The sequence below is a fragment of the Psychrobacter proteolyticus genome (assembly GCF_038155145.1).
Classification (GTDB): domain Bacteria; phylum Pseudomonadota; class Gammaproteobacteria; order Pseudomonadales; family Moraxellaceae; genus Psychrobacter; species Psychrobacter proteolyticus_B.
The window spans coordinates 1-25,212 of the sequence record NZ_JBAKAY010000006.1 but is presented as its reverse complement, the minus strand read 5'-3'; the positions used below and the strand labels follow the sequence as shown (position 1 = coordinate 25,212).

General features: G+C 41.6%; 25 protein-coding genes and 2 tRNA genes. 21 read left to right on the top strand and 6 right to left on the bottom strand.

The genetic code is table 11. The features are described from left to right. Positions 1-72: 72 nt before the first annotated feature. The 6 genes from V6252_RS08730 (at position 73) to V6252_RS08705 (ending at position 2,641) form a co-directional block, all read left to right on the top strand. Positions 73-163, top strand: a tRNA-Ser gene (locus tag V6252_RS08730). Positions 164-282: 119 nt separating this feature from the next. Then, positions 283-546: a hypothetical protein gene (locus V6252_RS08725; RefSeq protein ID WP_341610117.1), complete on the top strand. Its 264-nt coding sequence runs from the start codon at positions 283-285 to the stop codon at positions 544-546. Between the two features lie 109 nt (positions 547-655). Then, on the top strand, positions 656-796 hold the full coding sequence (locus V6252_RS08720; RefSeq protein WP_341610116.1) for a hypothetical protein: 141 nt from the start codon (positions 656-658) through the stop codon (positions 794-796). Between the two features lie 33 nt (positions 797-829). Continuing rightward, positions 830-973, top strand: a complete 144-nt coding sequence (locus tag V6252_RS08715) for a hypothetical protein (RefSeq protein WP_341610115.1) — start codon at positions 830-832, stop codon at positions 971-973. A 22-nt stretch (positions 974-995) separates the two neighbouring features. Further along, positions 996-1,667 carry a hypothetical protein gene (locus V6252_RS08710; RefSeq protein WP_341610114.1) on the top strand — a complete coding sequence of 224 codons (672 nt, stop codon included), beginning with the start codon at positions 996-998 and terminating at the stop codon, positions 1,665-1,667. 47 nt (positions 1,668-1,714) lie between these two features. Next, positions 1,715-2,641 (top strand): hypothetical protein, encoded by a 927-nt coding sequence (locus V6252_RS08705; RefSeq protein ID WP_341610113.1) that lies wholly within the window; start codon positions 1,715-1,717, stop codon positions 2,639-2,641. 568 nt (positions 2,642-3,209) lie between these two features. Here V6252_RS08705 and V6252_RS08700 read toward each other — a convergent pair. Beyond that, positions 3,210-3,818: a DUF4760 domain-containing protein gene (locus V6252_RS08700; RefSeq protein ID WP_341610111.1), complete on the bottom strand. Its 609-nt coding sequence runs from the start codon at positions 3,816-3,818 to the stop codon at positions 3,210-3,212. Positions 3,819-4,256: 438 nt separating this feature from the next. Between V6252_RS08700 and V6252_RS08695 the strand changes: the two genes are divergently transcribed. Further along, positions 4,257-4,832: a hypothetical protein gene (locus V6252_RS08695; protein ID WP_341610110.1), complete on the top strand. Its 576-nt coding sequence runs from the start codon at positions 4,257-4,259 to the stop codon at positions 4,830-4,832. Between the two features lie 159 nt (positions 4,833-4,991). Here V6252_RS08695 and V6252_RS08690 read toward each other — a convergent pair whose 3' ends face one another. The 5 genes from V6252_RS08690 to V6252_RS08670 all read right to left on the bottom strand — a co-directional run bounded on the left by V6252_RS08690 (position 4,992) and on the right by V6252_RS08670 (position 7,271). After that, positions 4,992-5,207 carry a hypothetical protein gene (locus V6252_RS08690; protein WP_341610109.1) on the bottom strand — a complete coding sequence of 72 codons (216 nt, stop codon included), beginning with the start codon at positions 5,205-5,207 and terminating at the stop codon, positions 4,992-4,994. 40 nt (positions 5,208-5,247) lie between these two features. Then, positions 5,248-5,487, bottom strand: coding sequence for a hypothetical protein (locus V6252_RS08685; RefSeq protein WP_341610108.1), 240 nt, complete (start codon positions 5,485-5,487; stop codon positions 5,248-5,250). Positions 5,488-5,620: 133 nt separating this feature from the next. Then, complete coding sequence (locus V6252_RS08680; protein WP_341610107.1) at positions 5,621-6,352, bottom strand: hypothetical protein; 732 nt, start codon at positions 6,350-6,352, stop codon at positions 5,621-5,623. 323 nt (positions 6,353-6,675) lie between these two features. Then, entirely contained in the window at positions 6,676-7,005 is a 330-nt protein-coding gene (locus V6252_RS08675; protein WP_057761113.1) for a hypothetical protein, read from the bottom strand. A gap of 190 nt (positions 7,006-7,195) precedes the next feature. Continuing rightward, positions 7,196-7,271: transfer RNA gene (locus V6252_RS08670), tRNA-Asn, on the bottom strand. Positions 7,272-7,776: 505 nt separating this feature from the next. Between V6252_RS08670 and V6252_RS08665 the strand changes: the two genes are divergently transcribed. The 14 genes from V6252_RS08665 to V6252_RS08600 form a co-directional block, all read left to right on the top strand. Further along, positions 7,777-8,121 (top strand): DMT family transporter, encoded by a 345-nt coding sequence (locus tag V6252_RS08665; RefSeq protein WP_191114030.1) that lies wholly within the window; start codon positions 7,777-7,779, stop codon positions 8,119-8,121. Position 8,122: 1 nt separating this feature from the next. Next, positions 8,123-8,692 carry a TetR/AcrR family transcriptional regulator gene (locus V6252_RS08660; protein ID WP_341610106.1) on the top strand — a complete coding sequence of 190 codons (570 nt, stop codon included), beginning with the start codon at positions 8,123-8,125 and terminating at the stop codon, positions 8,690-8,692. 149 nt (positions 8,693-8,841) lie between these two features. Next, a complete protein-coding gene (gene betB, locus V6252_RS08655) occupies positions 8,842-10,344 on the top strand; it encodes a betaine-aldehyde dehydrogenase (protein ID WP_341610105.1) in 1,503 nt (500 codons plus the stop codon). 117 nt (positions 10,345-10,461) lie between these two features. After that, complete coding sequence (betA, locus tag V6252_RS08650; RefSeq protein WP_102092282.1) at positions 10,462-12,162, top strand: choline dehydrogenase; 1,701 nt, start codon at positions 10,462-10,464, stop codon at positions 12,160-12,162. A 291-nt stretch (positions 12,163-12,453) separates the two neighbouring features. Then, positions 12,454-14,499 carry a choline BCCT transporter BetT gene (gene betT / locus V6252_RS08645; RefSeq protein ID WP_341610104.1) on the top strand — a complete coding sequence of 682 codons (2,046 nt, stop codon included), beginning with the start codon at positions 12,454-12,456 and terminating at the stop codon, positions 14,497-14,499. A gap of 220 nt (positions 14,500-14,719) precedes the next feature. Next, positions 14,720-15,208: a M48 family metallopeptidase gene (locus V6252_RS08640; protein ID WP_341610103.1), complete on the top strand. Its 489-nt coding sequence runs from the start codon at positions 14,720-14,722 to the stop codon at positions 15,206-15,208. 432 nt (positions 15,209-15,640) lie between these two features. Further along, complete coding sequence (locus tag V6252_RS08635; RefSeq protein WP_057761099.1) at positions 15,641-16,063, top strand: hypothetical protein; 423 nt, start codon at positions 15,641-15,643, stop codon at positions 16,061-16,063. 131 nt (positions 16,064-16,194) lie between these two features. Then, positions 16,195-17,349, top strand: a complete 1,155-nt coding sequence (locus V6252_RS08630; protein ID WP_341610102.1) for a flavin monoamine oxidase family protein — start codon at positions 16,195-16,197, stop codon at positions 17,347-17,349. 56 nt (positions 17,350-17,405) lie between these two features. After that, the gene (locus tag V6252_RS08625) at positions 17,406-18,347 is read left to right on the top strand and encodes a DMT family transporter (RefSeq protein ID WP_341610101.1); all 942 of its coding nucleotides are present in this window, start codon (positions 17,406-17,408) and stop codon (positions 18,345-18,347) included. Positions 18,348-18,559: 212 nt separating this feature from the next. After that, complete coding sequence (locus V6252_RS08620) at positions 18,560-20,320, top strand: TrkH family potassium uptake protein (RefSeq protein WP_341610100.1); 1,761 nt, start codon at positions 18,560-18,562, stop codon at positions 20,318-20,320. A gap of 67 nt (positions 20,321-20,387) precedes the next feature. After that, complete coding sequence (locus V6252_RS08615; RefSeq protein WP_057761091.1) at positions 20,388-21,089, top strand: potassium channel family protein; 702 nt, start codon at positions 20,388-20,390, stop codon at positions 21,087-21,089. A gap of 44 nt (positions 21,090-21,133) precedes the next feature. Beyond that, positions 21,134-21,676 carry a DUF3124 domain-containing protein gene (locus tag V6252_RS08610; RefSeq protein ID WP_296208285.1) on the top strand — a complete coding sequence of 181 codons (543 nt, stop codon included), beginning with the start codon at positions 21,134-21,136 and terminating at the stop codon, positions 21,674-21,676. A 142-nt stretch (positions 21,677-21,818) separates the two neighbouring features. Further along, positions 21,819-22,232: a PaaI family thioesterase gene (locus V6252_RS08605; RefSeq protein ID WP_341610099.1), complete on the top strand. Its 414-nt coding sequence runs from the start codon at positions 21,819-21,821 to the stop codon at positions 22,230-22,232. A 771-nt stretch (positions 22,233-23,003) separates the two neighbouring features. After that, a partial coding sequence (locus V6252_RS08600; protein ID WP_341610098.1) for a Calx-beta domain-containing protein occupies positions 23,004-25,212 on the top strand: 2,209 nt, incomplete at its 3' end.

Below are 25,212 nucleotides of genomic sequence, written 5' to 3'. Positions count from 1 at the left end.
CGAAAATTAATTGAATTTTTTTAGATTAGGGGCTTGCATTATAAAATGATATCTATATAATGATGCACCAATGGAGACGTGGCAGAGCGGTTGAATGCACCGGTCTTGAAAACCGACAAGGGTTAATAGCCCTTCGAGAGTTCGAATCTCTCCGTCTCCGCCAAATTCGAGGTAGTAGCAGAAATTGCTGAAAGCCTTACTAAGCCTGCCTTGTGCAGGCTTTTTTAATGCCTGAAATTTGAAGTGAATTAATGACCGTGGGTCGGGTCGTGGGCTGAGTATTTGAGCAAGATTGTCACCGATACCTTACGAAGTCCCATAAATAAAGGCTTTCTAGCATTTTTGTGCTGGACAGCCTTTTTTTTTGTGTGGGCTAGAATGGGCTGTATCTGTAAGAAATGGTTAGAATATAGCGACCCTGAACCTGTAGAAGCTGATGCAGTTGTTGCTGAGGTAGGTCTCGCACTTGAAGATTATAAAGTCCATGAAAATGGTGCTATTGAGGTTTATTCTAAAGTAGACTACGCTGAAGAAGATGTTTTGTGATATCAAAATAATCTAAGTGAGCCTGTTGAAACGGTTGGTATGTCAGATGGTGATGCGATCATCGCCAGTGGAGGATTAGATCCAGCTACAGTGGAAGAATTAGCTGATCATGAAGGCGAACCAAAAAAAACTGTATACCATGCATGACGACAGCGCTGTATCCGCTTGGATGTCACACAGTCCTAATATTACCTCTCTGAACTGGTTCCAATTCTCCGATGAGCCAGAGGCTATAGAACGTAGCCAATAAAGCTTAAAAGAAGCGTACAAACTTGCTAGAGCGATGGCAGGTAAAGAGGGTGCTGATGCTGTGATGTATATCTCAAATGGCGGTAAATACCGCAGTAAGCCCATTGGTGGCCATCCTGCTACAGGTCAGCGTAATGATGGGATTTGTTTTATTCATATAGATTTGAATGATAACTAAGGTATATATTAAGGTAACGTCTATGTTTGAATTATTTCTCACTTTCATTGAAGAATCCTTTGGTACAACGGCAGGACTGGTATTATTATCGATTGTTTCCGTCTATTTGTTTTTTATAAAACTTCCCACACTTACAGACTCTCTAAGTTATACAAAATCGCGAAAAATATCTCGCATGAATGATGCTGCTAGCTCAGAAAATGTTAGTGAAGTACATAAAAAAATATTTAGAAGAGAGATATCTAGTTTCTATATGTCTAATACTTTAGGTATAAATGCTACTGAAAAAGAACTAAAGAACGCTTACATTCTGCAAGGGTTACTGAATAATTATTACAATATAAAAGAAGTATATTATGCAAGTAGATTTTTTCCCAAGAATAAATATATAGGGTCATTAACTTTAGAAGAATTAAAAGGTATAAAAGATAAAGTTTTTAAGATTAGGAATATCAGTGCATTTAATGTATTGCTTCTTTTTATTCTTGCCTTCTTAATTGGTTATTTTGGAATTTATCCAATATTAATGAGTTTTTATGCTGGAAAATATGATTTTAATACGTTTTTTGTAGGTATAGATTTTTCAGTTATATATATTGGTATGATTTATGCTGCAATATACTTTTTTATGGATTTAATAAGAAAAAATAAAATACTAAAAATAATTGACGAACGTATTTCTATGATTAGTTAGATTTATAAATAAAATTTTTGATAAATAGGACATATTGGAGAGTAAAGGTGACTGATAAAATTGAAGGTAAGCCTAAAGAAAATATAGCAAGTGATATCGCTAAAAAATGCGGAATTATAATGCCGATAGCGTCAATGGATGGCTATCCAGAATCTCACTGGACAGACGTCAAAAGAATATTAGCTTCTGCCATTGAAGATGCTGGTTTTATAGCTAGAATAGTTAGTGAGTCTGATGATATTGGTGTGATACACCAGCGAATTGTGCAAAACCTTTATGATAACCCAATGATAGTATGTGATATTAGTGGTAGGAATGCTAACGTCATGTTTGAACTTGGACTGCGTTTAGCGTTTGATAAACCTACTATTATTGTGAAAGATGATGAGACCAAATATTCTTTTGATACCTCTGTTATCGAACACTTAACGTACCCAAAAGACTTGCGATATCACAGTATAGAAAATTTTAAAATCGAGCTGAGAAAAAAGATAGAAAAGACATACGCAACATTTCTAGAAGACCCTAGTAAATACTCAACCTTTTTAAAAAACTTTGGAAGCTTCAAAGTGCCAGAAATCGATGAGAAAGTTTTACCAATGAACGAATATATTGTAGAAGAGTTAAGAAGTATAAGGGGGGATTTAGATCAACTTAACGTAAAAAATAGATTGAAAAGAGATTCTACCTTTCCCGAAGATGTACGCAAAGACCATATGCAAGCTTTACTTATTGATAAGATAGTTCTTCCTTTTTATGATGTTAAAAAAGCAAAGGTTGCGGAATTGAAATTCAGAAATACAAAAGATGTTGTTTTTACTTCTGTCTCTAGTAATGGAGAATTACAAGTTTCATTCGCTCATGGAATGAATATTTTTAGTATAAGTAGTTTACTTGTCAGTTTTAATATAGATATGGATTTTACTAAAGCAATTAATAATACAGCGTATTTTGATATCAACATACCCTTCTGATGATGATAAGAACTACCATTTTATAATAAAAAAAAGTCCTGCTAAATAGCAGGGCTTTTTTTGTTCAGTATTATGCAACTGTAAAGTCTAGACTTTTTCCTAATGCTTTGAATGCTTTAAAGCATATTCCATACTAGCTATATTTTTAACAATAACCGTGTCCCTTAGGACACTACGTTCCCTTGCTACGATTGTTTGATCGAGTGATACTAGACCCATCAAACAACGGCAGCCTCTGAAATGGCAGCCACTCAAGGAGAACACCACGATAGATAATATAATTAAACGCTTGAGCGAACTTGGCTATAACCTGACCACACTAGAGCAGCATGGTAATAAAATACATTTTATGCATCGCCAGCACCTTGTCAGTATTGAGCAATTAAAAGACGGATATCAGCTTGATATCAATCGCCCTGAGAGCAGGTTTGGAAAGGTATGTTCAAATGAGCATCGTTTGGTTGTTGGGATTGCTGATTATTTTTGTTAATGTGAAAAGATAGACCATAAAAAACCCCGCTATTTAGCGGGTTTTTATACATACTAATATTAGTAGGATTTTATCTAATTACTCTGACTTTTCATTCTTCCATTTAAGTGCTAAACGTTCTGTTTCGCAAAATAACTGATATCTTTTTTCTTGTTTACGCAGTTCTAATACAAATCCCTCTAATGCTTCCCAGTCTCTTATCAGTACGCTTTTTTTCATTCTTTTATATAAATCTTCGTCTAGTGAGTCTTCAAATATTGCAGCAGCTATAAATTCATACTGATTTAGTATAGTAATTAAAATTTCTTTACTTTCTTCTATTTTTTTCTTACGATCCTCACATGTAGGTTGCTCGCAAACTAGTATAGTGAAACCATTTTCTTGTACTCGCAAATTTGCATATTTTTCTTTCACATCACGGAATTTTTCATCTTGGTTTTCTGACAAAACTAAATTTATAGTTGCTTGTCGTCTTGCTCTCTTTTCATTTATTTCAAGTGTTTTAATTGCTGTATCAACAGTTGTTACAGCAGTATTAGCAGTTTTCATTGCTGAATAAGCAGTTATCAGTGCTCCAATACCAGTTGCAAGAATAACTAGAAATTGACACCAAAAACCCCAACTTTCTCCGAGGAAGGCTGGGGTCTGTATTTCGTTCTGTACAATACGAGCGGCTAATAGCATCATCGAAGATGTTTCTCCTTAATTAAAGCTCCCAGCCCTCTCTAGCTAAAGTGATAGATGACATGTTCATAGAATTCTCCTTAAGATAAATTTCTATTAATGTAGACTAGAATGAGTCTAGATCTACATGTGTATCCAATCTATAGAAGCAGTTTTAAAATATAGATATGTATTGGAGTATTATAATACTCGATATAGATATAATAGTATATCTATTATAGGTTGTTATATAGCACTATTTTTGTAAAGAATATAACTATTATAGATTGTTATATAGCACTATTTTTATGAAGAAATTAAATAATTATAGGATGCTTGGGGCTGAAATACACACCACGATATGTGTCCGCCTTATTCGTGCAATGCCTTATATTGGCGCTCCCAAGCAGGTGTTATTATAACTTATTTACCCAAAATATGTTTAACTCATGGAGAGAAAATATGGATCCATTTGCGTTTGCAACAATCGTAGGGTTACTTGCGACTTTTCAGTCTGGTAGAGAGGGGAAAAGAGACATTGAAGAGTTCAAGCATTGGTTGGAGGAGAACAATCATAGCAATATGGTTTCTATTATCGAAAACAATCAGAACATACAGCAACAGCTCACCGCTTTTATGAACCAAAACCATGATCAGGTAATGTCCCAGCTAGCTACTCTCAATGATCTTATGGTATCCATTGCAAGTCATATACAGGGTTTGGGAAATATTGCTTCAAGTTTTGCACCTAATAGTGGATTATCCGAACAGGCTGTTGATGTGTTAAGACAGTTTGTTGAGTCAGGCAGTGTTAGAATTCTTCATATACAAACACAGAGTTATGAAGGGGTTGATAATATATATTCTTTAGATAATGGCGGGATTGAGTATAGTGAACCAAGGTTTATAGAAACTGATATCGATAGTTTGGTTAATGCTGGTTTGATTACTATGACAAAAGGAAACAACGGAGGAGGTATCTATCGTATCACTCGTCAAGCAGTTAGTTTTATAGATGCTATTGATAGTAAAAATTAATTTAATGAAGCCAATGAATCCAGTTGAATAGACAGTAAATCAGACTTGCTATAATTATTTGCCCCCTTATGCACTGTCCATTTCAGAATATTGTTACTCTTTAGCAGCTAACCACTTAGGTTGAAACTCGTCAATTAAATCTCTTATTTGACCATAAGTCTAGGCTTCTTCAGCCTTCTCCACGTCTTGGTCAGTCAAGATTCCTTGGTGATTGTATATTTTGACAGCTGTAATAAATACAGCCAGTTCACTTATTGGCATCTCATCTTCTTTATAACCATTATAAAGTGCTTGATTAGCTATATCATGTTTACCAATAATGTTTTCAAATGCCATACCAATAAATGATTCGTCTTTAGTTCCTCTATGACTCATATTGTTTCTACCCGTGTTAGATTTAAAAGAAACATTAAATTTAGCATCTATATCGTTGGAATGGTAGTGCTGCTAATAAATCCAGCTGCGTTATCAATCCACCAGACTTGCTATAACTATGTACCGCCTTATCTACCGTCCATTTTAGTACATCAATCTCGGCTTTGTATCCTTGCAACGTGATAGGGTTCTCAGTCGTTACAGAAGGGTAGGCGTACGCTGGGCTAATACTGAACTTGGCTTGCTGGCTGTTCACCACTGTAGGTAGTACTATATACAAAAATTTCGAATCTCTCCGTCTCCGCCAAATTCGAAAAAAGCCCCAATCAGCAATGATTGGGGCTTTTTTTTATGGTATTGATAAAAGTATTAATTAGTACCTTCTATAAAATCCTCAATAGTAGGTTGTACAGCTACTTCACCAATGAGTTTTCAAATTCGATTGTTTGGTCATCTACTAAGGTAAGCGCGCCTTTGTTAATCTCGATAGTGATGCCACTAGCATTTTTGATAGCACGCATGACATTGATATCCTCAATGCTGCTTTCAATAATGATCTTGCCAGACTGCTCTGGTGCGATAGGTGGATCAAACGTTGTCAAAGGCACATTAAAGTTTTTGCCTTTTGTCAGGTTGGCATCCTTCATGGTCAGCGTCCCCTTAAAGCTTTTTATCGCGCTTTTGCCATGATTAGATAGCATAAACTGCATTTTGACTTGATTTAAGCTATCGCTATCACTGGTTTTTACAGGCAGTAGGGCGACAGGATACATCTGTGCAGTAGCGTGAGTCGCTTGACCTTTGACGATTGGGCTTTTCTTGCCCGTTGGGTTGTTTGGATGCAGACGCTCGTATTCACGCTGTTGTATCAGCGCTTGTTTGATAGTGTTGCGCGGCATGGCTCCTGATTCATAAGCGTCGCTCAATTTCATGCGTAGCATATATCGGCTGAGTACTTGTTGATCGGACTCAGACAATTGCTCAAAAGTTTGCCCTAGCTTCTTTTGCCATTGGTCTGAATCTGTCGGTATGGTTGTTTTACTTGGATCAGTCTGCGGTGATGAGCAGCCAGTCGCAATTACTAGCATTGCTACCGTCATGGTGGAAAACAAAGTTTTGTTGAAACGCTGATGTAAGCCCGTCATCGTACCCCTCCTTGCAGATCTTTATTATGTTGAAACCTTATAAATAGTCGCGACTATATGCTTAATATACCTTGTTTAAACATCTGTTGTGTTTAGTTATGGCTAACTAAAACCGCAAATATCGCAGAGTACTTAAAAACATATTTACTGTAGATGAGATGGAAGAAGGGCGTAACGAGAAGAGAGTTAGAGAAGAATCAGTAATGCTTTAACTTTTATAACAGCCACAAAAAAGACCAAGCTCGCGTTAGCAAACTTAGTCTTTTTTATTTTCATACTATTTAGCGGCGTTACTATTAATTCGCAACGATACTATTAATTGTTTAATCGTTGTCTTGTAACTCAGATAGCGGATGAGTGATGTTATTGTTATGCGTTACTACAATTGCTTCATCAATAATATGCTGGCTAACGCCGCGCTTACGTAGCGTTTCGATGAATACTTCATCATGGGCAAGCGTATAATCCTGATGGTCACGATCCAAGCCCTGACGAATATAAAGACGAATAAGCCCTTGAATACGTTTAAAGCCCAAGTCTGATGACGTCGTTTCTAATAGACCAATCATTTCTTCAGACAAACGAATACTAATCGGGCGCATGATCTTTTGCGGATGATCAGAAAACTTATTTTTTATACGTACAGGTATCATAATAAACCATTACTTTTAGTGAGTAAGAGCGAAGCACTCAAACAAAAACGAACCCAATCAAAACTAATCTTACCATACAACAAAAATGTCTAAAAGAACACCATAGCCGTGCTAATATTATTAGAAGTAAATATAAAAGACGCAGCAATAAAAAAACCTCCATCAAATTATGATGAAGGTTTTTAGTATATGGCTCTCCAACCTGGGCTCGAACCAGGGACACACGGATTAACAGTCCGTTGCTCTACCAACTGAGCTATTGGAGAATAGTTGGTCATAACAGCAAGTTATTGACGCTTTATATTAAAGCAGTTAATTAGCTTGTTTGCGTTATGTGGGGCACATTTTAGCCAAGTCACTACAGGCTGTCAACCTTATTATGCGTTTAATTATAAATATTATCGCAATTATTGAAAATTAACGCCAATCCCTTATCAGATAGGCTATTTCATGGCAGAACTCAGTAGAAAATGACGATAAATGTGCTTTAAAAATGAAATGTGCTTTAGAAATAAAAAATATTTTCAGAAAATTTTATATGGCACATAGGATAAACGATAAGAATATGGAACCAGACATCAATTCGGCAAAGTAAAACTGGATCTAATGCTCTATATTTTCGAATATTAAGGTGGTGCAACACCGTTTGACACAATAAAGTTGCAAGACAACCCTTCACATTGGCAGTAGAGTTCTATAAAATACCGACCATGTGGTTTCTTTGCTATTTTTTTTCATAGCATGCGTTGAACAAAAGCGGGTGTTCTAAAGATGAGTCCTACTACGATTGCTTACGGTTATTTGACTATTGCCATTATATGCGAAGTGGTGGGTACGACTTTTTTGGTAAAGTCAGAACAGTTCACCCGTTTGGTACCAACTTTGATGATGGGTGCGCTCTATGCGGTTTCATTTTATCTGTTGGCTCAGACGCTCAAAACCATACCGCTAGGCATTGCGTACGCACTGTGGGGCGGGCTTGGGATTGTACTAACTTCTCTCGTTGGTGTAGTGCTATTCAAGCAAAATCTTGATACAGCAGCAGTGGTTGGTATCGCGATGATCGTCGGCGGTGTTGTTGTGATGAACTTATTGTCTAATTCTGTGGTGCATTGATATGGAAAATGCTTATAAGCGTAAAAAACAGCCAGAAATCATTCGTCGTGCGTTGTTAGAACAGGCAGCACGTATCACATTGGAGCAAGGCTTATCTAAAGTGACGTTTCAGGCAGTCGCTGATGCGGTTGGGGTGACAAAGGGTGGGGTGATGCATCATTTTTCTACCAAAAATGCACTCGTGCTAGAAGTTTTCAATGATGCAATGGCTAAGTTTGAGGCAGAAGTAAATGCAGCAATGGCTGACGATCCTGTTAAGTACGGTTCATTTACCCGCGCTTATATAGATGCCACCATCAGCCTTGGCGAGCAAGGTCAGGAAGAGTATGACAATCAAGCGACCTTATATGTGCTGATGCTAGGTGATAGTGAGCTGCGTGAGTTATGGGCTAAGTGGGCGAATGAGCAACTCAAAAAACATGCAGCAACGGATAATACCGAGACATTATGTATGGTCCGCCTTGTCGCTGACGGCATTTGGCTCTCAGACTTTTCAGGTATCGATATCGCAGACAAACAATCATTACGTGATCGCTTGATAAAAATGACGCAACAAGACTTTGATTTATAAAACGATTCTGATTTATAAAACAACTTTTATTTCACTATTTAAAGACTAAATTTCTTAAAGACTAAATTTCGAAACTTAACTAACGACGACATTATTTGGCCTGAGTACTTTTATATAGCTACTTTTGCCAATCGTCCTAAGGAGAATTTATGACTGATTTTAATAATTTGACAGATATTATCGATTTAGACCAAGTACAAACAGCCTATATCAATGGTCGCTATTTAGCGGTTGATGAATCGCTGACGACTTTTGAAGATATCAATCCAGCCTCTGGTGAAGTATTGGCAACGATTCAGCAAACGAGCAATGAGCAGATTGATGAAGCCGTAAAAGCCGCACATAAAGGTCAAAAAATTTGGGCGGCGATGACAGCGGTCGAGCGTGGTCGCATCTTATCAAAGGCTGTTGAGATATTGCGCGATCGCAATGATGTATTGGCACTACTTGAGACCAAAGACACAGGTAAAGCCTACTCTGAGACGAAGTACGTCGATATCGTCACTGGTGCTGATGTCGTGGAATACTATGCAGGTCTGGCACCGATGATTGAAGGACGTCAGATTCCATTGCGTGATACTAGTTTTGTATACACTCGCCGTGAGCCACTTGGTGTGGTCGCAGGTATTGGCGCGTGGAACTATCCGATTCAAATCGCAATGTGGAAAGCAGCACCTGCATTGGCTGCTGGTAACGCGATGATTTTTAAGCCATCAGAAGTGACACCGTTGACGGCATTGAAACTGGCAGAAATATTGACAGAAGCTGGATTGCCAGACGGTGTGTTTAACGTCGTACAAGGTAACTATGAAGTGGGTCAGGCGCTAACTGAACACCCAGATATCGCAAAAGTATCGTTCACAGGTGGCGTACCAACTGGTAAAAAAGTCATGTCGAGCGCGGCAAGCTCATCTCTAAAAGATGTAACTTTAGAGCTTGGCGGTAAATCACCTTTAATTATATTTGATGACGCAGATATTGATACCGCTGCTGACATCGCTATGATGGCCAACTTCTACAGTACGGGTCAGGTATGTACCAATGGCACACGCGTATTCATCCCTAAAGCGTTACAAGCGAAGTTCGAGCAAGCTATCTTAACCCGTGTTGAGCGTATTAAGCTAGGCGATCCGATGGATGAGAACATCAATATGGGTCCACTGGTTAGCTTCCCGCATATGGAAAGAGTGCTTGGTTATATCGAGCAAGGTAAAAAAGGCGGCGCACGTCTGCTAACAGGTGGCGAGCGCGTTACAACGAATGAGCTTGCAAACGGCGCATTTGTCGCACCGACAGTATTCACTGATTGCACTGATGATATGACTATCGTACGCGAAGAAATCTTTGGCCCAGTAATGTCGATATTGACCTACGAGACCGAAGAAGAAGTTATTCGCCGTGCCAATGATACCGATTACGGTTTGGCAGCTGGGGTTGTGACTGCAGATCTAAAACGCGCGCATCGAGTCATCGCTCAGATCGAAGCTGGTATCTGCTGGTTGAATACATGGGGCGAGTCGGCAGCACAAATGCCAGTAGGCGGCTATAAGCATTCTGGAATCGGCCGTGAAAACGGTATCGAAGCGCTCGAACACTATACTCAGACCAAATCTATCCAAGTAGAGTTGGGTGCGTTTGAATCTGTCTTTTAATCAATCTTATTGAGAAAAACGAAGCCAGTAAGGTTTCTTATTAGCTTTAATTTAGCCTTTTAGGACACCTTGCTGACCCTAAACGATTTATGTTTTTTCAATATTATGGAGTATGTTATGACATCAACCACACCTGAGTATGACTATATTATTGTTGGAGCAGGCTCAGCAGGAAATGTGCTGGCTACGCGTCTGACCGAAGATGCCAGTATTAAAGTACTGCTATTAGAAGCAGGTCGTCCAGATTATCGTTTTGACTTCCGTACCCAAATGCCAGCTGCGCTCGCCATGCCGCTACAAGGGACGACTTATAACTGGGGTTATAAGACAGATCCTGAGCCATATATGAATAACCGTGTCATGGACTGTGGCCGTGGTAAAGGGCTAGGTGGTTCATCACTGATTAACGGTATGTGCTACATCCGTGGTAATGCGTTAGATTTTGATGACTGGTCTAAGATAAAAGGCCTATCAGACTGGACGTATTCGGATTGCCTGCCGTACTTCAAAAAGCTAGAAAACTGTGACGCTGGCGAAAACGACTATCATGGCGTGGGCGGTCCTGTTGAAATGACTACCTCAAAGCCAGGGGTCAATCCACTGTTCCAAGCTATGATTGAAGCGGGCGTACAAGCAGGCTATCCACGTACCGAAGATCTAAACGGCTATCAGCAAGAAGGTTTTGGTCCGATGGATCGATTCGTGACGCCTAACGGTCGCCGTGCATCAACAGCTCGCGGCTATCTTGATCGTGCCAAACCACGTAGCAATATCACGATTTTGACAGGTGCATTGACTGATGTAATTTTATTTGACGGCAAACGCGCCGTCGGTGTCAAAGTCGAACACGAAGGCCAGACCAAAAATTTCCATGCCGCTCGCGAAGTGATTGTCTCATCTGGTGCGATTGCCTCACCGCAACTACTGCAGCGTTCAGGTATCGGTCCTGGTCAATGGCTAAAAGATGCTGGCGTGACTGAAATATTGGATCTGCCAGGTGTCGGTAATAATTTACAAGACCATTTAGAGCTATATATGCAGTATGAATGTAAACTGCCAGTGTCAATCGCGCCTGCTAATAAATGGTGGAATAAGCCTGCGATTGGTGCGGAATGGTTATTCAATGGCACAGGTCTTGGTGCGTCGAATCAATTCGAAGGTGGCGGTTTCATCCGTACGGACGAGAAGTTTACCCATCCAAATATTCAGTACCACTTCTTGCCACTAGCTGTACGCTACGATGGCCGCAGTGCTGTGAAATCGCATAGCTTCCAAGCACACGTCGGCTCACTGCGCTCACCAAGCCGTGGTCGCGTCAAACTAAAATCACGTGATCCGAAAGCACATCCAAGCATCTTGTTTAACTATATGTCGCATGATCAAGACTGGCAAGAGTTCCGTGCTGCAATGCGTATCACGCGTGAGATCATGCATCAGCCAGCGCTTGATCCTTATCGTGGTCGTGCGATTGCACCGACCGATGATCTGGTCACCGACGCCCAGTTAGATGAATACGTACGCAATCATAGTGAGACGGCTTATCATCCATCTTGTACCTGTGCGATGGGCGAAGATAACGATTCGGTAGTAAACGGCGAAGGTCTGGTACATGGTATTGATGGCTTGCGAGTCGTCGATGCGTCTATCATGCCAAACATTATTAGTGGTAATCTCAATGCTACGACCATTATGTTGGCAGAAAAAATCGTCGACAAGATGAGAGGCGTACAGTTGCCACGTTCAACGGCAGATTATTATGTGGCCAATGGTGCACCGCTGCGCTCAGAGCCAATGCGTGATTATCTCTCGACGGTGTAGGCTGCAATATAAGCCTGCATGCAGGATACTGAATAAATAACGATATAAGAAAATTTTAACCAAAAGGCCTTTCCAAGTAGAGGCCTTTTCTATCAGCGCTAACGTATTAGAATAATGAATACCGTTCAGGTTGAATTTGTTTATAATTTTATTAGCTTTTTATTTATTGGTACTGCTTTGTCCGTCATGCGGTTGGTTCCACGTATACGGTTATAGATCATCAGTCTACTATTAGACGATGCCGGACAAAGCAATATCGGACCCTGTTTAATTTACCTATTGAGGTCTTTTATGTACAGTTCGCCATCACAAGATGTGACGAAACCTCTGACCCTAAACAAAACGGTGTTTATGGGCTCAGCTATTATTTCTATCTTATTGATAATCTGGACCATCGCTTTTCCAGATTATAGTGAGGCCTTGTTGAGCGCCAGCATGACTTGGGTATCAGACAAGTTTGGCTGGTATTATATGTTGGTGGTTGCCGCTTATAGTATCTTTGCGTTGTTTGTTGGTTTTTCTAAGTACGGCGATATAAAGCTTGGTCAAGACCACGAAAAAGCACAATTTCCGTTTTTAGCGTGGGCGGCCATGCTGTTTTCAGCGGGTATTGGTATTGACCTGTTATTCTTTGGTGCCTCTGAGCCTTTGATGCATTATTTGACACCGCATACAGGCCTAGAGCCTGCGAGTGCTGAGGCCATGCGCGAAGCACTTGCGCAAACTTTCTTGCACTGGGGTCTACACGGTTGGGGTATTTATGCGCTGATCGGTATGGCGCTGGCTTACTTTGCTTATCGCAAAAATATGCCACTCGCGCTACGCTCGCCGCTGACACCGATATTTGGTGAACGCTTAATCAAGGGTTGGTTAGGCGATGGTATTGATACCTTCGGTGTCGTCTGTACGTTGATGGGTATTGCGACCAGTTTGGGTATTGGAGTATTGCAGGCCAATGCTGGCTTGACCCATGTGTTCGGTATCGAATCTAGCAAAATGGTTCAGGCGCTCATCATTGTGGGTGTTGTCGCGGCGGCGGCTGTCTCTGCGATGACAGGTGTCGAAAAAGGCGTTCGTCGTCTATCTGAATTCAACATGTTGTCGTCAATACTGTTGTTGCTTGCCATATTGGTAATGGGCAATACGGTGTATCTATTAAATACCTTTACTCAAAATATCGGTCAATATTTCCAAACCATCATTTATAAAACCTTTGACGTTTATGCTTATGACGGTGCTGCTGGTGCCGAGTGGAAATCTTGGTGGACGATATTTTTCTGGGCATGGTGGGTTGCTTGGGCACCATTTGTAGGTCTATTTATTGCACGTATTAGCCGTGGCCGTACGTTGCGCGAGTTTGTATTTGGCGTAATGTTCATTCCGCTTGGGTTTATCTTCGCATGGTTCTCTATCTTTGGTAATTCAGCGATAGACTTGGTTGCCAATGGCGCAACAGAGCTGGGTGAAATCGCGGTCAATGATGCGGCAATGGGCATGTTTGCGCTGTTTGAGTATTTTCCTTACAGTGAAGTATTGTCATTTGCTGGTGTGGTTATTGGTCTTATTTTCTTTGTGACTTCTGCTGACTCAGGCGCGTTAGTACTAGCAAACTTGAGCTCAAGAGGTATGACCAATGATACCGATGCTCCTGTTTGGTTACGTCTGTTTTGGGCAGCAGCGACTGGTCTTATTACGTTAGGATTATTGTTTGCAGGTGGTTTTGCCTCATTGCAATCTGTCTCTGTCATTGCAGGTTTACCATTCTCTATTATTCTTGTGCTTTACATGATGTCTATGTGGAAGTCGCTAAAAGAAGAAGGCAACAAGCGTAAAGCCAGTACAATCGGCACGGCAAATGTGTTGGACAGTGGGAAGAGCTGGAAAGCGCGTTTGCAACGTATTGTGAGTTTCCCGGGACATGCACAGGTTGAAAAATTCTTGCATACGGTCGTCATGCCAGCGATGTCTGAGGTCGAAAAAGAGTTTAAAGCAGGTGGTCTCAAAACTTCGTTAGATACCAAAAACCTTGCTAGTATCGGCGAAGGTATCGATGCAGGCATGGATCAAGACAGTGGTCAGGTAGATGGTCTAAAACTGCGTGTCGGTCATGGCGATGAAGATGACTTTATTTATGAAGTCAATCTGATTAAAGCTCATCGTCCTAACTTTACATTGAGCACATCTACCAAGCACGCAGAGTACTACTACCGTGCGGAAGTGTTCTTAAGCGAAGGCTCGCAAGAGTATGACTTGGTTGGCTACTCAAAAGAGCAAGTATTGGTTGATATCTTAAATCAGTACGAGCGTCACTTGCAGTATCTGCATTTAGAGCGTTAATCAGGCACACTTTTTAAGTAAAATTATCAGTAAAAATGTCCCCATAAGTTGAACGCAGCTTATGGGATTTTTTATGGATAATTATTTATAAATAACTATTGTTTGGATTGAGGGTATATCCCAAATAAGTGGCAAACAAGCACCGCAAATATAAGGTAAAATTCATTAAAATTAAATTGATCGACTAATATGCTGCAACGTATTAGCAAAGGATACATTTGTGACCAAATTAAAGTACATAGCGCATTATTCAGAGCAGATTCAGACTCAAGCTGCTCAGCTTATCAGTGATGGTAGGTTGGGCGAGTATCTGGAAAAAAAGTACCCAACTCAGCATCAAATCCAAAGCGACAAAGCGCTCTATCAGTACATAAATGAGATAAAAACCCAATACATGCGTAAGATTGGTCAGCTATCAAATGTCAGCTATAGCAGTAAACTAAAAGTTTTAAAACATGCACTGGGTATCCATACGACGCAATCGCGCGTACAGGGCAGTAAGCTCAAATCGCACAATAGCATCACGGTAGCCAGTCTATTTAAGGATGCGCCGCCAGAATTTTTGCGCATGATAGTGGTGCATGAGCTTGCCCATTTCAAAGAGCATGAGCATAACAAAGCGTTTTATCAATTATGCTGCCATATGGAGCCTGAGTATCATCAATTTGAGTTGGATACGCGACTGTGGATGCACTGGCGCGAGTTGTAGCCCCAATATAGTCAAGTCTATATAAATCCGCTACATCGTCATCCTCGCTAAGCATACTAATATATAACTTGCACTCGGTTGCCTTGTACTACTTTTAAATTGAATTGACTATAGTATGAATAACAACCTTAACAAGGTTCATAATAATGTTAATAACAGCCACATAAATATCGTGTTCTTCTCTGTAGCAATCATCTGAGCCGCTAGGGCGTGTCCTCAATTCAATTGATCATATCTGAACGGGCTAAAAATGGCTAAATTTTGCCAAACATCGTTAAATAGCTGGTTAATATCCCGATATTATCTGCGCTACTTTCCTTATTTGACTGCAATTTATCTCATTTTTATCACCATTTTTAAAATGAGGACACGCCCTAGAATTACGTTATAATCCTAACCACACACGATATAGTCAATAAAAGGTTGTAAACAATGATTAATACCAAAATATATAAAGCCATTTACACCTTAGCCGAAGAATTGTTAGAAGCGGATCGCAGAGGCAATCAAGAAAAATTTGATTCGTTATATGCTGAACTAAACGCCATTTGTACCGATAATGAAGGCACTGACAAAGACCACCCAGAACAATGGGAAACGCTTGCTGATTTCACAGAAGATTTGGACGCAGCACTAGTGATTTATGACAAAGCATTGGCCAAGGCTACTGCCATTAACTCAAAAGACCATATGTCATCGATTGCTTTTTCTATGGCGGTGCTACAGCTTGAGACAGGTGAAAAAGAAGCCGCTATCCAAAGCCTACAAAATGCCAAAGTCACAGCCAATAAAATTGAAGACAAAGAGTTCAAGGTTGAGATTGATGAGATGCTTACTAAGCTATTGGCAGAGTAGTTTTGATTATAGTCAATCCTCTACAAATTAAGTACGGTGCCAGTCTCGCCTAGCTTACTACTTGTACTACTTTCACTCGGCTTCCTTGTATCCAAGTTATATTGAACCGTCTATAAATAGGGTAATCCGATATGCAAGACATACCTGTGGTAATCGTTGGTGGTGGGTTGAGTGGATTATATGCCGCCTTCTTATTAAAGCAAAAGGGTATAGCGTATAGACTACTAGAGGCGCGTGATACCTTAGGTGGCCGCATTGCAGTTGCTAAATATCCAGATACGCATGCTACTAATAACAGTACTGATATCGATCAAGCAGAATCAAGCGCGGCATTTGATTTAGGACCGTCTTGGTTTTGGCCTGATTATCAAACGCAGTTAAGCACGCTTATTGAATCGTTAAATTTATCACGTTTTGCGCAGTTCGAAGAAGGCGATATGATGGTTGAGCGCGCTGCCAACCAGCCACCTGTGCGTATGCAAGGTTACAAAAGCGCACCACCTTCTGTGCGGCTAGTCGGTGGTATGGCCGCTTTGACTAATGCGCTATATGCTCGCCTAGATGCTAGTTGTATCATGACCGGTCAAACGGTAAAGCAATTAAACAGGACGCCTCAACATATCGAAGTACAGAGTGAAGATAGCTCTGGACATGTGACCGGACATATGACGACGTTCCGAGCGCAGCATGTGCTACTTGCGTTACCACCTCGATTGGTAGAAGGTCGGATAGCATTTCAGCCAGCGCTACCGCAAGACTTAAGTGAACAATGGCGCGAGACAGCCACTTGGATGGCGCCCCATGCCAAATACGTCGCTGTTTATGAGTCACCATTTTGGCGTAATACTGGTCTCTCGGGTGCCGCGCGCAGTGCGATAGGGCCGCTCACTGAGATACATGATGCCTCTACGCTAAAGAGTGATGGGGCATTGTTTGGTTTCTTTGGTATTCCTGCTCAAGTACGACAGAGTGTCTCTGATACGGTGCTAAAAGAACATTGCCGTGCGCAGTTAGTGCGACTATTTGGTGCGCAGGCAAGTACTCCAAAAGCTGAATATCTTAAAGAATGGGCAAAAGACCCATTAACAGCGATGCCTGCTGATGCTAGCGGTAACGGTCAGCATGCAGTAGCACCGCCGTCCAAACCAAAAACAGGCGTGTGGCAAGACTGTCTAACAGGTTGTGGTAGTGAGTGGTCAGCGCAATTCCCTGGCTATGTCGCTGGAGCAATTGATGCAGCAACCGTCGCTGTACAAAGCCTACCTGCTACCATTTTGCGCCAGTAGCTATTATAAAAGCCATCTAACATGACTCAAAAATTCATCATCCAATAGGATAGTCGATGAATGACTCGCTCAAACAAACCAGTATTCACAAAACTACTACTTGGCTGGTGCCCTTCATTTGTCTGCTGGCAGGTGGGGCACTCACTGGTATCTCGACCAATGTGGCAAAGTACGCTATCGATGTCGGTCTGACCCCATTAGGGTTTTTGTTTTGGTCGATTACTGGCGCTGCTGTTATCTTACTGATGGTAGCGCTCATCAGAAAAGAACTCCCTCCTCTTAATGCGCGCAGCTTAGAGTATTACTTTGTCGCGGCGCTTGTCAGTGTCGCGGCCGCCAACTTGTTATTATTTTCTGCCATTCCTCATGTGGGCGCAGGTTTTGTCGCCTTAATCCTCTCATTGCCGCCACTGCTAACGTATCTTGGTGCGCTGATACTACGTATAGAGCAATTTTATATTGTCCGTGCGCTTGGGGTCATCGCAGCACTCATCGGGGCAGGAGCACTAGCCATACATAAATTCTCTGCGCCAGATTCTAGTGTGTTTTGGATTTTAATCGCGCTTTGTGGTCCAGTGCTACTCGCTATTGGCAATATATATCGGACATTACGCTGGCCTGATAATGCGTCTTCTGGCGCACTCGCTCCAGGTATGTTGATTGCGGCAGCGCTGCTGCTAGGCTTATTTAGTATGATGTCAGAATTTTCTATTGCTGTATCTTTAGAGAACTGGTTGCCGCTAAGCATGATAGCTACACAAGCATGCGTATTTGCTGGACAGTTTTTACTGTTATTTTTATTGCAAAAGACAGGTGGGCCCGTGTTACTGAGTTTGTTAGGTGCAGTAGGAGCCATTGTCGGCGTGCCCGTCGCTATTTTTTTGCAAGGGGAGAGTCCACCAGAAGGTTTATTTTTAGGTGCGACTTTAATTGCTATTGGCGTGGCATTGGTGACATGGGGCGGTGTAAAAATAGCAAAAGTAAAAGAAGAGGTTTAATAAATGTATATAGGCGATAGCATTAAACTATAGAGTTATTAAAACCGTTACTTCTTAGTGGGCACTTTTTATCTCGCTCTGGTTATCAGTATCTAGCTTATCAATAGCTGCGATGACTCAATAATTGGTTACGATTAACTTAAATCACTTTTTGTGGAGACGACAAAAAAGGAGTATAAGTATCGTGGTTATTGTTGTCATGGACTCAGGCTATGAATGCAGCCACGCGTTATCGATTATTAAACAATTTTACGATTCTCATTAGTGTCATCGGGGTAGCGATTGCCTTGTTAGATAGTGGTTTTACACTATCCACGTGGCTCCAGCAAGTATTTCATATTTTCTATTTGGTCATTATTTTCCTCAGTTTTATGGTGACCGCTGGTCGTTACATCTATACCAAAAAACCATTAACGCTTAATAAGGTCGCCGTCTTTGACGCGCTGACTAGCATTGCCATTATCATTTTATTGACCGCACATTTTACGGACTTAGTACGTTCGGGCCTATCTGCTGCCGTTGATGGCTTTGTCGCGATAAAGATAGCGGTGTTTGTCACCTTCGTCCGCGAACTCTCCGATCACAATTTCAATCTCAATCGTACCTTTCTACATCCTGCCCAGTTTTTTATTCTAAGCTTTTTAGTCGTGGTGCTGGTTGGTGCCTTGCTATTGATGATGCCCAATGCGACGACGCAGCCACTGTCTTTTGTTGATGCGCTTTTTACTGCGACTAGCGCGGTTTGTGTGACAGGGCTTATCGTAGTGGATACTGCTACATATTTTACGACTTTTGGCCAAGTCATTATTATGGGGCTGATACAAATTGGCGGCTTGGGTATTTTGACCTTTGTGACCTATTTTAGTTATTTTTTTAAGGGCGGTGTCAGCTATGAGACGCAAGCAAGTATCAGCGAGATGTCTTATATGCGCGGTATGGGTGATGTGGTGTCGACACTTAAGTCTATCTTATACGTCACGTTTGCTGTCGAGGCGGTAGCGGCTACGCTGATTTATATCAGTATTTATGACATACCCAATATGGACTGGTCTGAGCAGCTATTCTTTTCAGTCTTTCATGCGATTTCTGCTTTTTGTAATGCTGGATTCTCTACCTTTAGTGCTGGCTTGTACGATGATTCGCTACGTTTTAATTATTCGCTACAGCTGATTCTGGCGATGACATTTATTTTTGGTGGTATGGGTTTTACTATTGTGGTCAATGTGCTTAGGTATTTACGTTATCGTGCTCAGCGGCTGATCAATCGCCATGACCAACGCTATATTTATCAGCCTTGGTTACTCAATATCAATAGCCGCATTACTTTGATTACCACAGGTGCATTATTGCTGGTCGGTCTGATTGGCGTGATGATATTTGAATACAATAATGTGCTCGCTGAGCATACCAGCTTCTTTGGTAAGTTAGTGACAGGCTTCTTTACTGCTGCTACTCCGCGTACCGCAGGATTCAACGTCGTTGATATGGGTGATCTCACGTTTCCAACGGTGATGCTAACGATATTTCTGATGTGGATTGGTGCGTCACCAAACTCGACAGGTGGTGGTATCAAGACCAGTACCTTTGCGATTGCGCTATTGAATACATTAAGCCTAGCGCGTGGACAGACCAAGATAGAGGTATTTAAACGGGAAATTGCGGAGATTTCAGTTCGCCGCGCATTTTCTATTATGTGGTTGTCACTACTGGTCATCGGTACGGGCGTGACGCTCATTAGCTATGATCAGCCAGAGCTTGATTTGATTAAAGTGGTATTTGAGTGTTTCTCAGCTTATAGCACGGTGGGGCTAAGTTTAAACCTGACAGCAGACTTATCAGATTTTAGTAAAATAGTGGTTTCGGTCATTATGTTCGTTGGCCGCGTCAGTATGCTGACAATCTTTATTGCACTGCTAAAAAATATGCGTCAACGTAATTATCGCTATCCTACGGAAGAGATTACGATTAACTAATTCGTCGCGAACAGACTGTGTTGTTCTTAATAAATAGCAAAAAGTATTAAAAAAGGTTGTTTAAATTATGAAGTACATCATCGTAGGACTAGGGAATTTCGGTGCATCATTGGGCTCGGCATTGACCAGTCAAGGTCATGAAGTGATTGCTATTGATAGTAGTATGCAACGGGTTGAAGCGTATAAAGAAGTGATTTCTCATACGCTTTGTATGGATGCCACGGACGAGTATACGGTTAGTGGATTACCAATCGTTGATACCGATATTGTCATCGTGGCGATTGGTGAAGATCAAGGGGCCAATGTCATGGCAACGGCGTTATTTAAGACGTTAAAAGCCAAGCGTTTAATTAGCCGTAGTATCAATCCGCTACACGAAAAAGTCCTACAAGCCATCGGCGTGGATGATTTGATTCACCCTGAAAAAGAGGCGGCCAATCGTTGGGCCAAGCGTCTGTCACTACGTTATTTTGTCGATTCGTTTGAATTGAGCGATAACTTCAGCATGGTAGAGATTAAGATTCCAAATGTGTTGATCGGTAAGACTGTTGACGACTTACAGTTAGAGCAAAAGTTCAATATCCGATTGCTTAGTACGTTGCGCTATGAGTATTATGAAGACAGTTTTGGTCGTACGCAGAGCAAGCCTAGCATTCAAGGCTTGGCAACGCCTGAGCAAGTATTGCAAGAGCGCGATGTACTGGTGATTTATGGCGCCAACAAACATATCAATCAGTTCTTACGTAGTGTGGGTGTGAAAATAAAATAGCAGCTTGCCATTGCAGTAATACCAGAAGGTATAGGGAAATGATCATGAATAAGCGAAGTATCTCTGTCCTACTGATCGCCATAATGACACTACTGTCAGGTTGTGATCAATCAGCGCAAGACCCGAACGTTCTTTTGTCTGAGCATCAAAAAGACCCGATTAAAGAGTTGGCGATTACCTCAGATGTGGATCACAGTCAGTTTGGTTACAAGCAAACCTTTTATGTGCCGATTTATTCTGATATCTATACTGATAGAGACGCTCGCAAAGTGCTGCTATCAGCAACGTTGAGTGTACGTAACACCACGCTCAAAAAATCACTGTATATCAATAAAATTGATTATTACGATACAGATGGAGCATTGGTCAAATCATATCTAGATAAGCCTATCGAGCTACCAGCGATGGCCACGCTCAACTATATCGTCGAAAAAGAAGAGGACAAAGGCGGTTCTGGCGCTAATTTTATCATTGAAGTAGAAGGTGTGGATGAAACGGTTAAACCAGTTATAGAAGCAGTCATGATCGGTAACTTTAGCAATAAAGGATTTGCCTTTAGTACAGAAGGTACGCCCGTGATACATTGAGATATGTATAGTCGGTACGTAGTTCAGAGCATTAAAAGAGCACCGTAGCATAGGTAAAAATAGTTTCGATTTTGCTAACTAGCGATGATCGTATACATGTATTAAACGAATCAACATGGACAGTTCAATTCAAGGAAGAGTTATGTCTGCAACCAAAGAAGAAATCAGCGCCTTTATGGCATTGGAGTTTCCCCAAACCAAATGCGTCGTCGAGGCGGTCAACGAAAATGGCGCGACCTTATCGCACGAAATTGGCATAAACGAGCTGCGTCCCGGTGGCACAGTTTCGGGACCTGTCATGATGGCCGTTGCTGATGTCGCTATCTATGTGGCGATACTCGGAAGAATCGGTATTGTCCCATTAACGGTGACGACGAGTTTGACCATCAACTTCTTGCGTAAGCCCTCAGCAAATGCGCGTATTATCGCCGAATGTACCTTGATGAAAGTAGGACGCACGTTGATAGTAGGCGAGGTCTCTCTGTATTCAGAAGGATGTGATGATATGGTGGCTCATGTGGTCGGCACGTATTCAGTGCCGCCTAAAAACCCCTAGATATTGTATAACGTCGTTGAGTAAAAACGTTGCTAATACTATCTATATGTCATAGATACTTTTTTATATAGCTGAAAATTCAAAGGGCAGTCAATAATGAGCATGTTGTTTGTGATAGGGGGCTGCCGTATTGTCGCTATTAGATTTAATTGTTTTATGGCTTTATGAAACAAGATACTAGTCCAATACGAAAAATATAGCATATAAGTATTTCTTGAATATGGATATTAACTAATAAGATCAATAATTTGAGAATACTTTAGGAAAAAATAGATGAACGGTTGATAATATGGTTCCGTCTTACTAGTGTCCATGCTCAAAAACAGGTAGCATGAAGTATATGTAACATCATAGTTAATTTAGATGAGTGTTATTTAGCAAGCTAGTATGGCAATGCCAGAAACGAAAGCCATCAATATGTAAATAGCCTTTTATAGAATGGCTAAATCATCGAAGAATTTTGCTGATACTGACAGTAAATTATAAAAAAATACATTTCAGCTTTTTGAAAAAACACCATTAAATGTTATTACGGCATTAAATCAATGAAGTAAAAAAGTAGGCCAGCAATTTGAACGACAAGTTGTAGTAGCAAATCAAATACGACCATAATATTAATAAATGAGCACTATGCGGTTTTAATCTCTCTTCTCTTAAAAGGTACTCCATACATACATCGCTTTTTGGCATGTAAACCTGCCTAATACAAACATATCTAAATCTATACTATTCAAATTGAAAAATAGACGATAAGAAATAAAAGGTAAGAATATGAACACTATCATGGTTAAGACCAATAATGCGACTCAAACCGTAGCCGAAGTGGCAGTTGTCACTAAAGATGGAAAACCAACCATCATCCAAGCTATGGAGAAAGTCAATTACGAGTTCCATGATATGGTGATCGGTCGAGCGCCCAATCATATTATTACCAAACGCATCAAAAATGATCTGCACGTCTCATTTGAAGAAAACGGCAAAGACAGTGACTTAATTATAGAAGGTTTTTATGACAGCGCAGACAGTGCCTTAGTCGGTATTGCAGAAGATGGCGACTATTACTACTACATTCCAGATACGGGTGAAACCTACGATTATGTGACCCAACTGGAAGTCGGTGATGTAGAAGGACAGGCGTTAGGCGGTGAAGAATATGTGGCGGCGGCAATACCTTGGTGGGTACCTGTTGCTGCAGGACTTGGATTGGCAGGTTTGATTGCGGGTATCAGTAGTGGTGATAGTGATGATCGTCCTGAACCTGCGCCCATCGTCAGTCTCAGTGGTGTTAAAAGTTTAAGTGAAGCTACGGCAACGAATGACGCAAACACTGCGATATATAGCGTTACCCTAGATAAAGCCAGCGATGTTGATACCAGTGTGACAGTCACCATTACGCCTGGTTCTGCCAATGGCGGTGACTATACGGCACCAACGACGCAAACCATCACGATTCCAGCAGGGCAAACCTCTGTTAATTTTAGCATACCAATTGTAAATGATAACGTCTACGAAGGCGCTCAAAGCTTTATGGTTGCTATAACCAGCGTCAGTGCGGGTAAGGCCACTATCGACCCTGTTAAAAACGTTGTTACTACAACTGTTTATGATGATGGCACCATTGACGGAACAACACCAGTTGACCCTAATGACCCAACAGTGGGTGATGACACGCCAATTGTAAGCATCAAAGGTACAGTGAACCTAAGCGAAACAGCTGCTGATGGTAGTGTTAATAGCGCAACGTATACTGTGAGCTTAAGCAATCCAAGCGCAGTTGATACGACTATCAGCTATATTATTAGCGATGGCAGTACAGAAGGTAGCGATGACTACGTCGCACCAACTATAAAGACTGTCACGATTCCTGCTGGGCAGACCTCTGTTGATTTCAGCTTACCAATGGTAGATGACAGTATTTACGAAGGTGCCGAGGACTTTACGGTCACTATCACTGGTACCACTGCTGGTACAGCTAACATTAGTGCGGATAATGACAGTGTCACCACGACTATTTATGACAATGGAACCACTGATGGCACCACACCGGTTAATCCTGCTGACCCAACAGTAGGGAATGATATCCCCGTGGTCAGCATTGCGGCGACCGACGCGCAAGCGATTGAAGGCGTGGACAACAGCCTCATCTTTAGCGTGACTCAGACCAACCTAAGCAACCTTGATACTACTGTTAACGTGAGCTTAGGGGCGGCCAACACCGTCGAAGCCGCTGACATTGCTAGCATCAGCTATACCAATGCCGCAGGGGTGGTGGTCACGTTGGATAACCTGACTGACATCCAAGCCTTCTTGACAAATGGTGCCACGGTCAACATACCTGCAGGCAGCCTCAGTGCACCTGCGATTACGGTCACTGTGATTGATGATGTGGTGTATGAGCGCTCAGAAGACTTGGTTCTTAATATTGCCATACCGACAAGCAGCCCAACGGCCGCCACGATTGGCACAGGCAGTACCACCGGCGTCATCCTAGATGAAGACCAACGCGTCAACACCAATAACCCGAACAACCCAGATGATGTTACTGATGAAGTCGATGGTGACAAACCCGTCGTCAGCGTCTCTGATGCTCAAGCAGATGAAGGTGGCGATTTGATTCACACCGTGACCTTATCAAACCCAACTGAGGTACCTGTCAGCTATCCATTTGCCATCACCGATGGTAGTGCAACTGCAGGTGGCGACTATAGCAATGCCCCTGTCTTTAGTGACGGCGTTGTCCTAAACACGGATGGCAGTATCACTATCCCAGCAGGAGTGACCAGCTTTACCGTCAGCTATCCGGCCTCAAATGATGACTTAGATGAGCTGAATGAGACCACCACATTAACCATCGGTACCGGCGTCGGCACAGGTACGATTACAGACACGGATGATGCACCTATCATCAGCATCAGCGTCACTGATGGATCCGCGATTGAAGGCGCGGCAGATGACACCATCGTCTTTAGTATCGATCAGG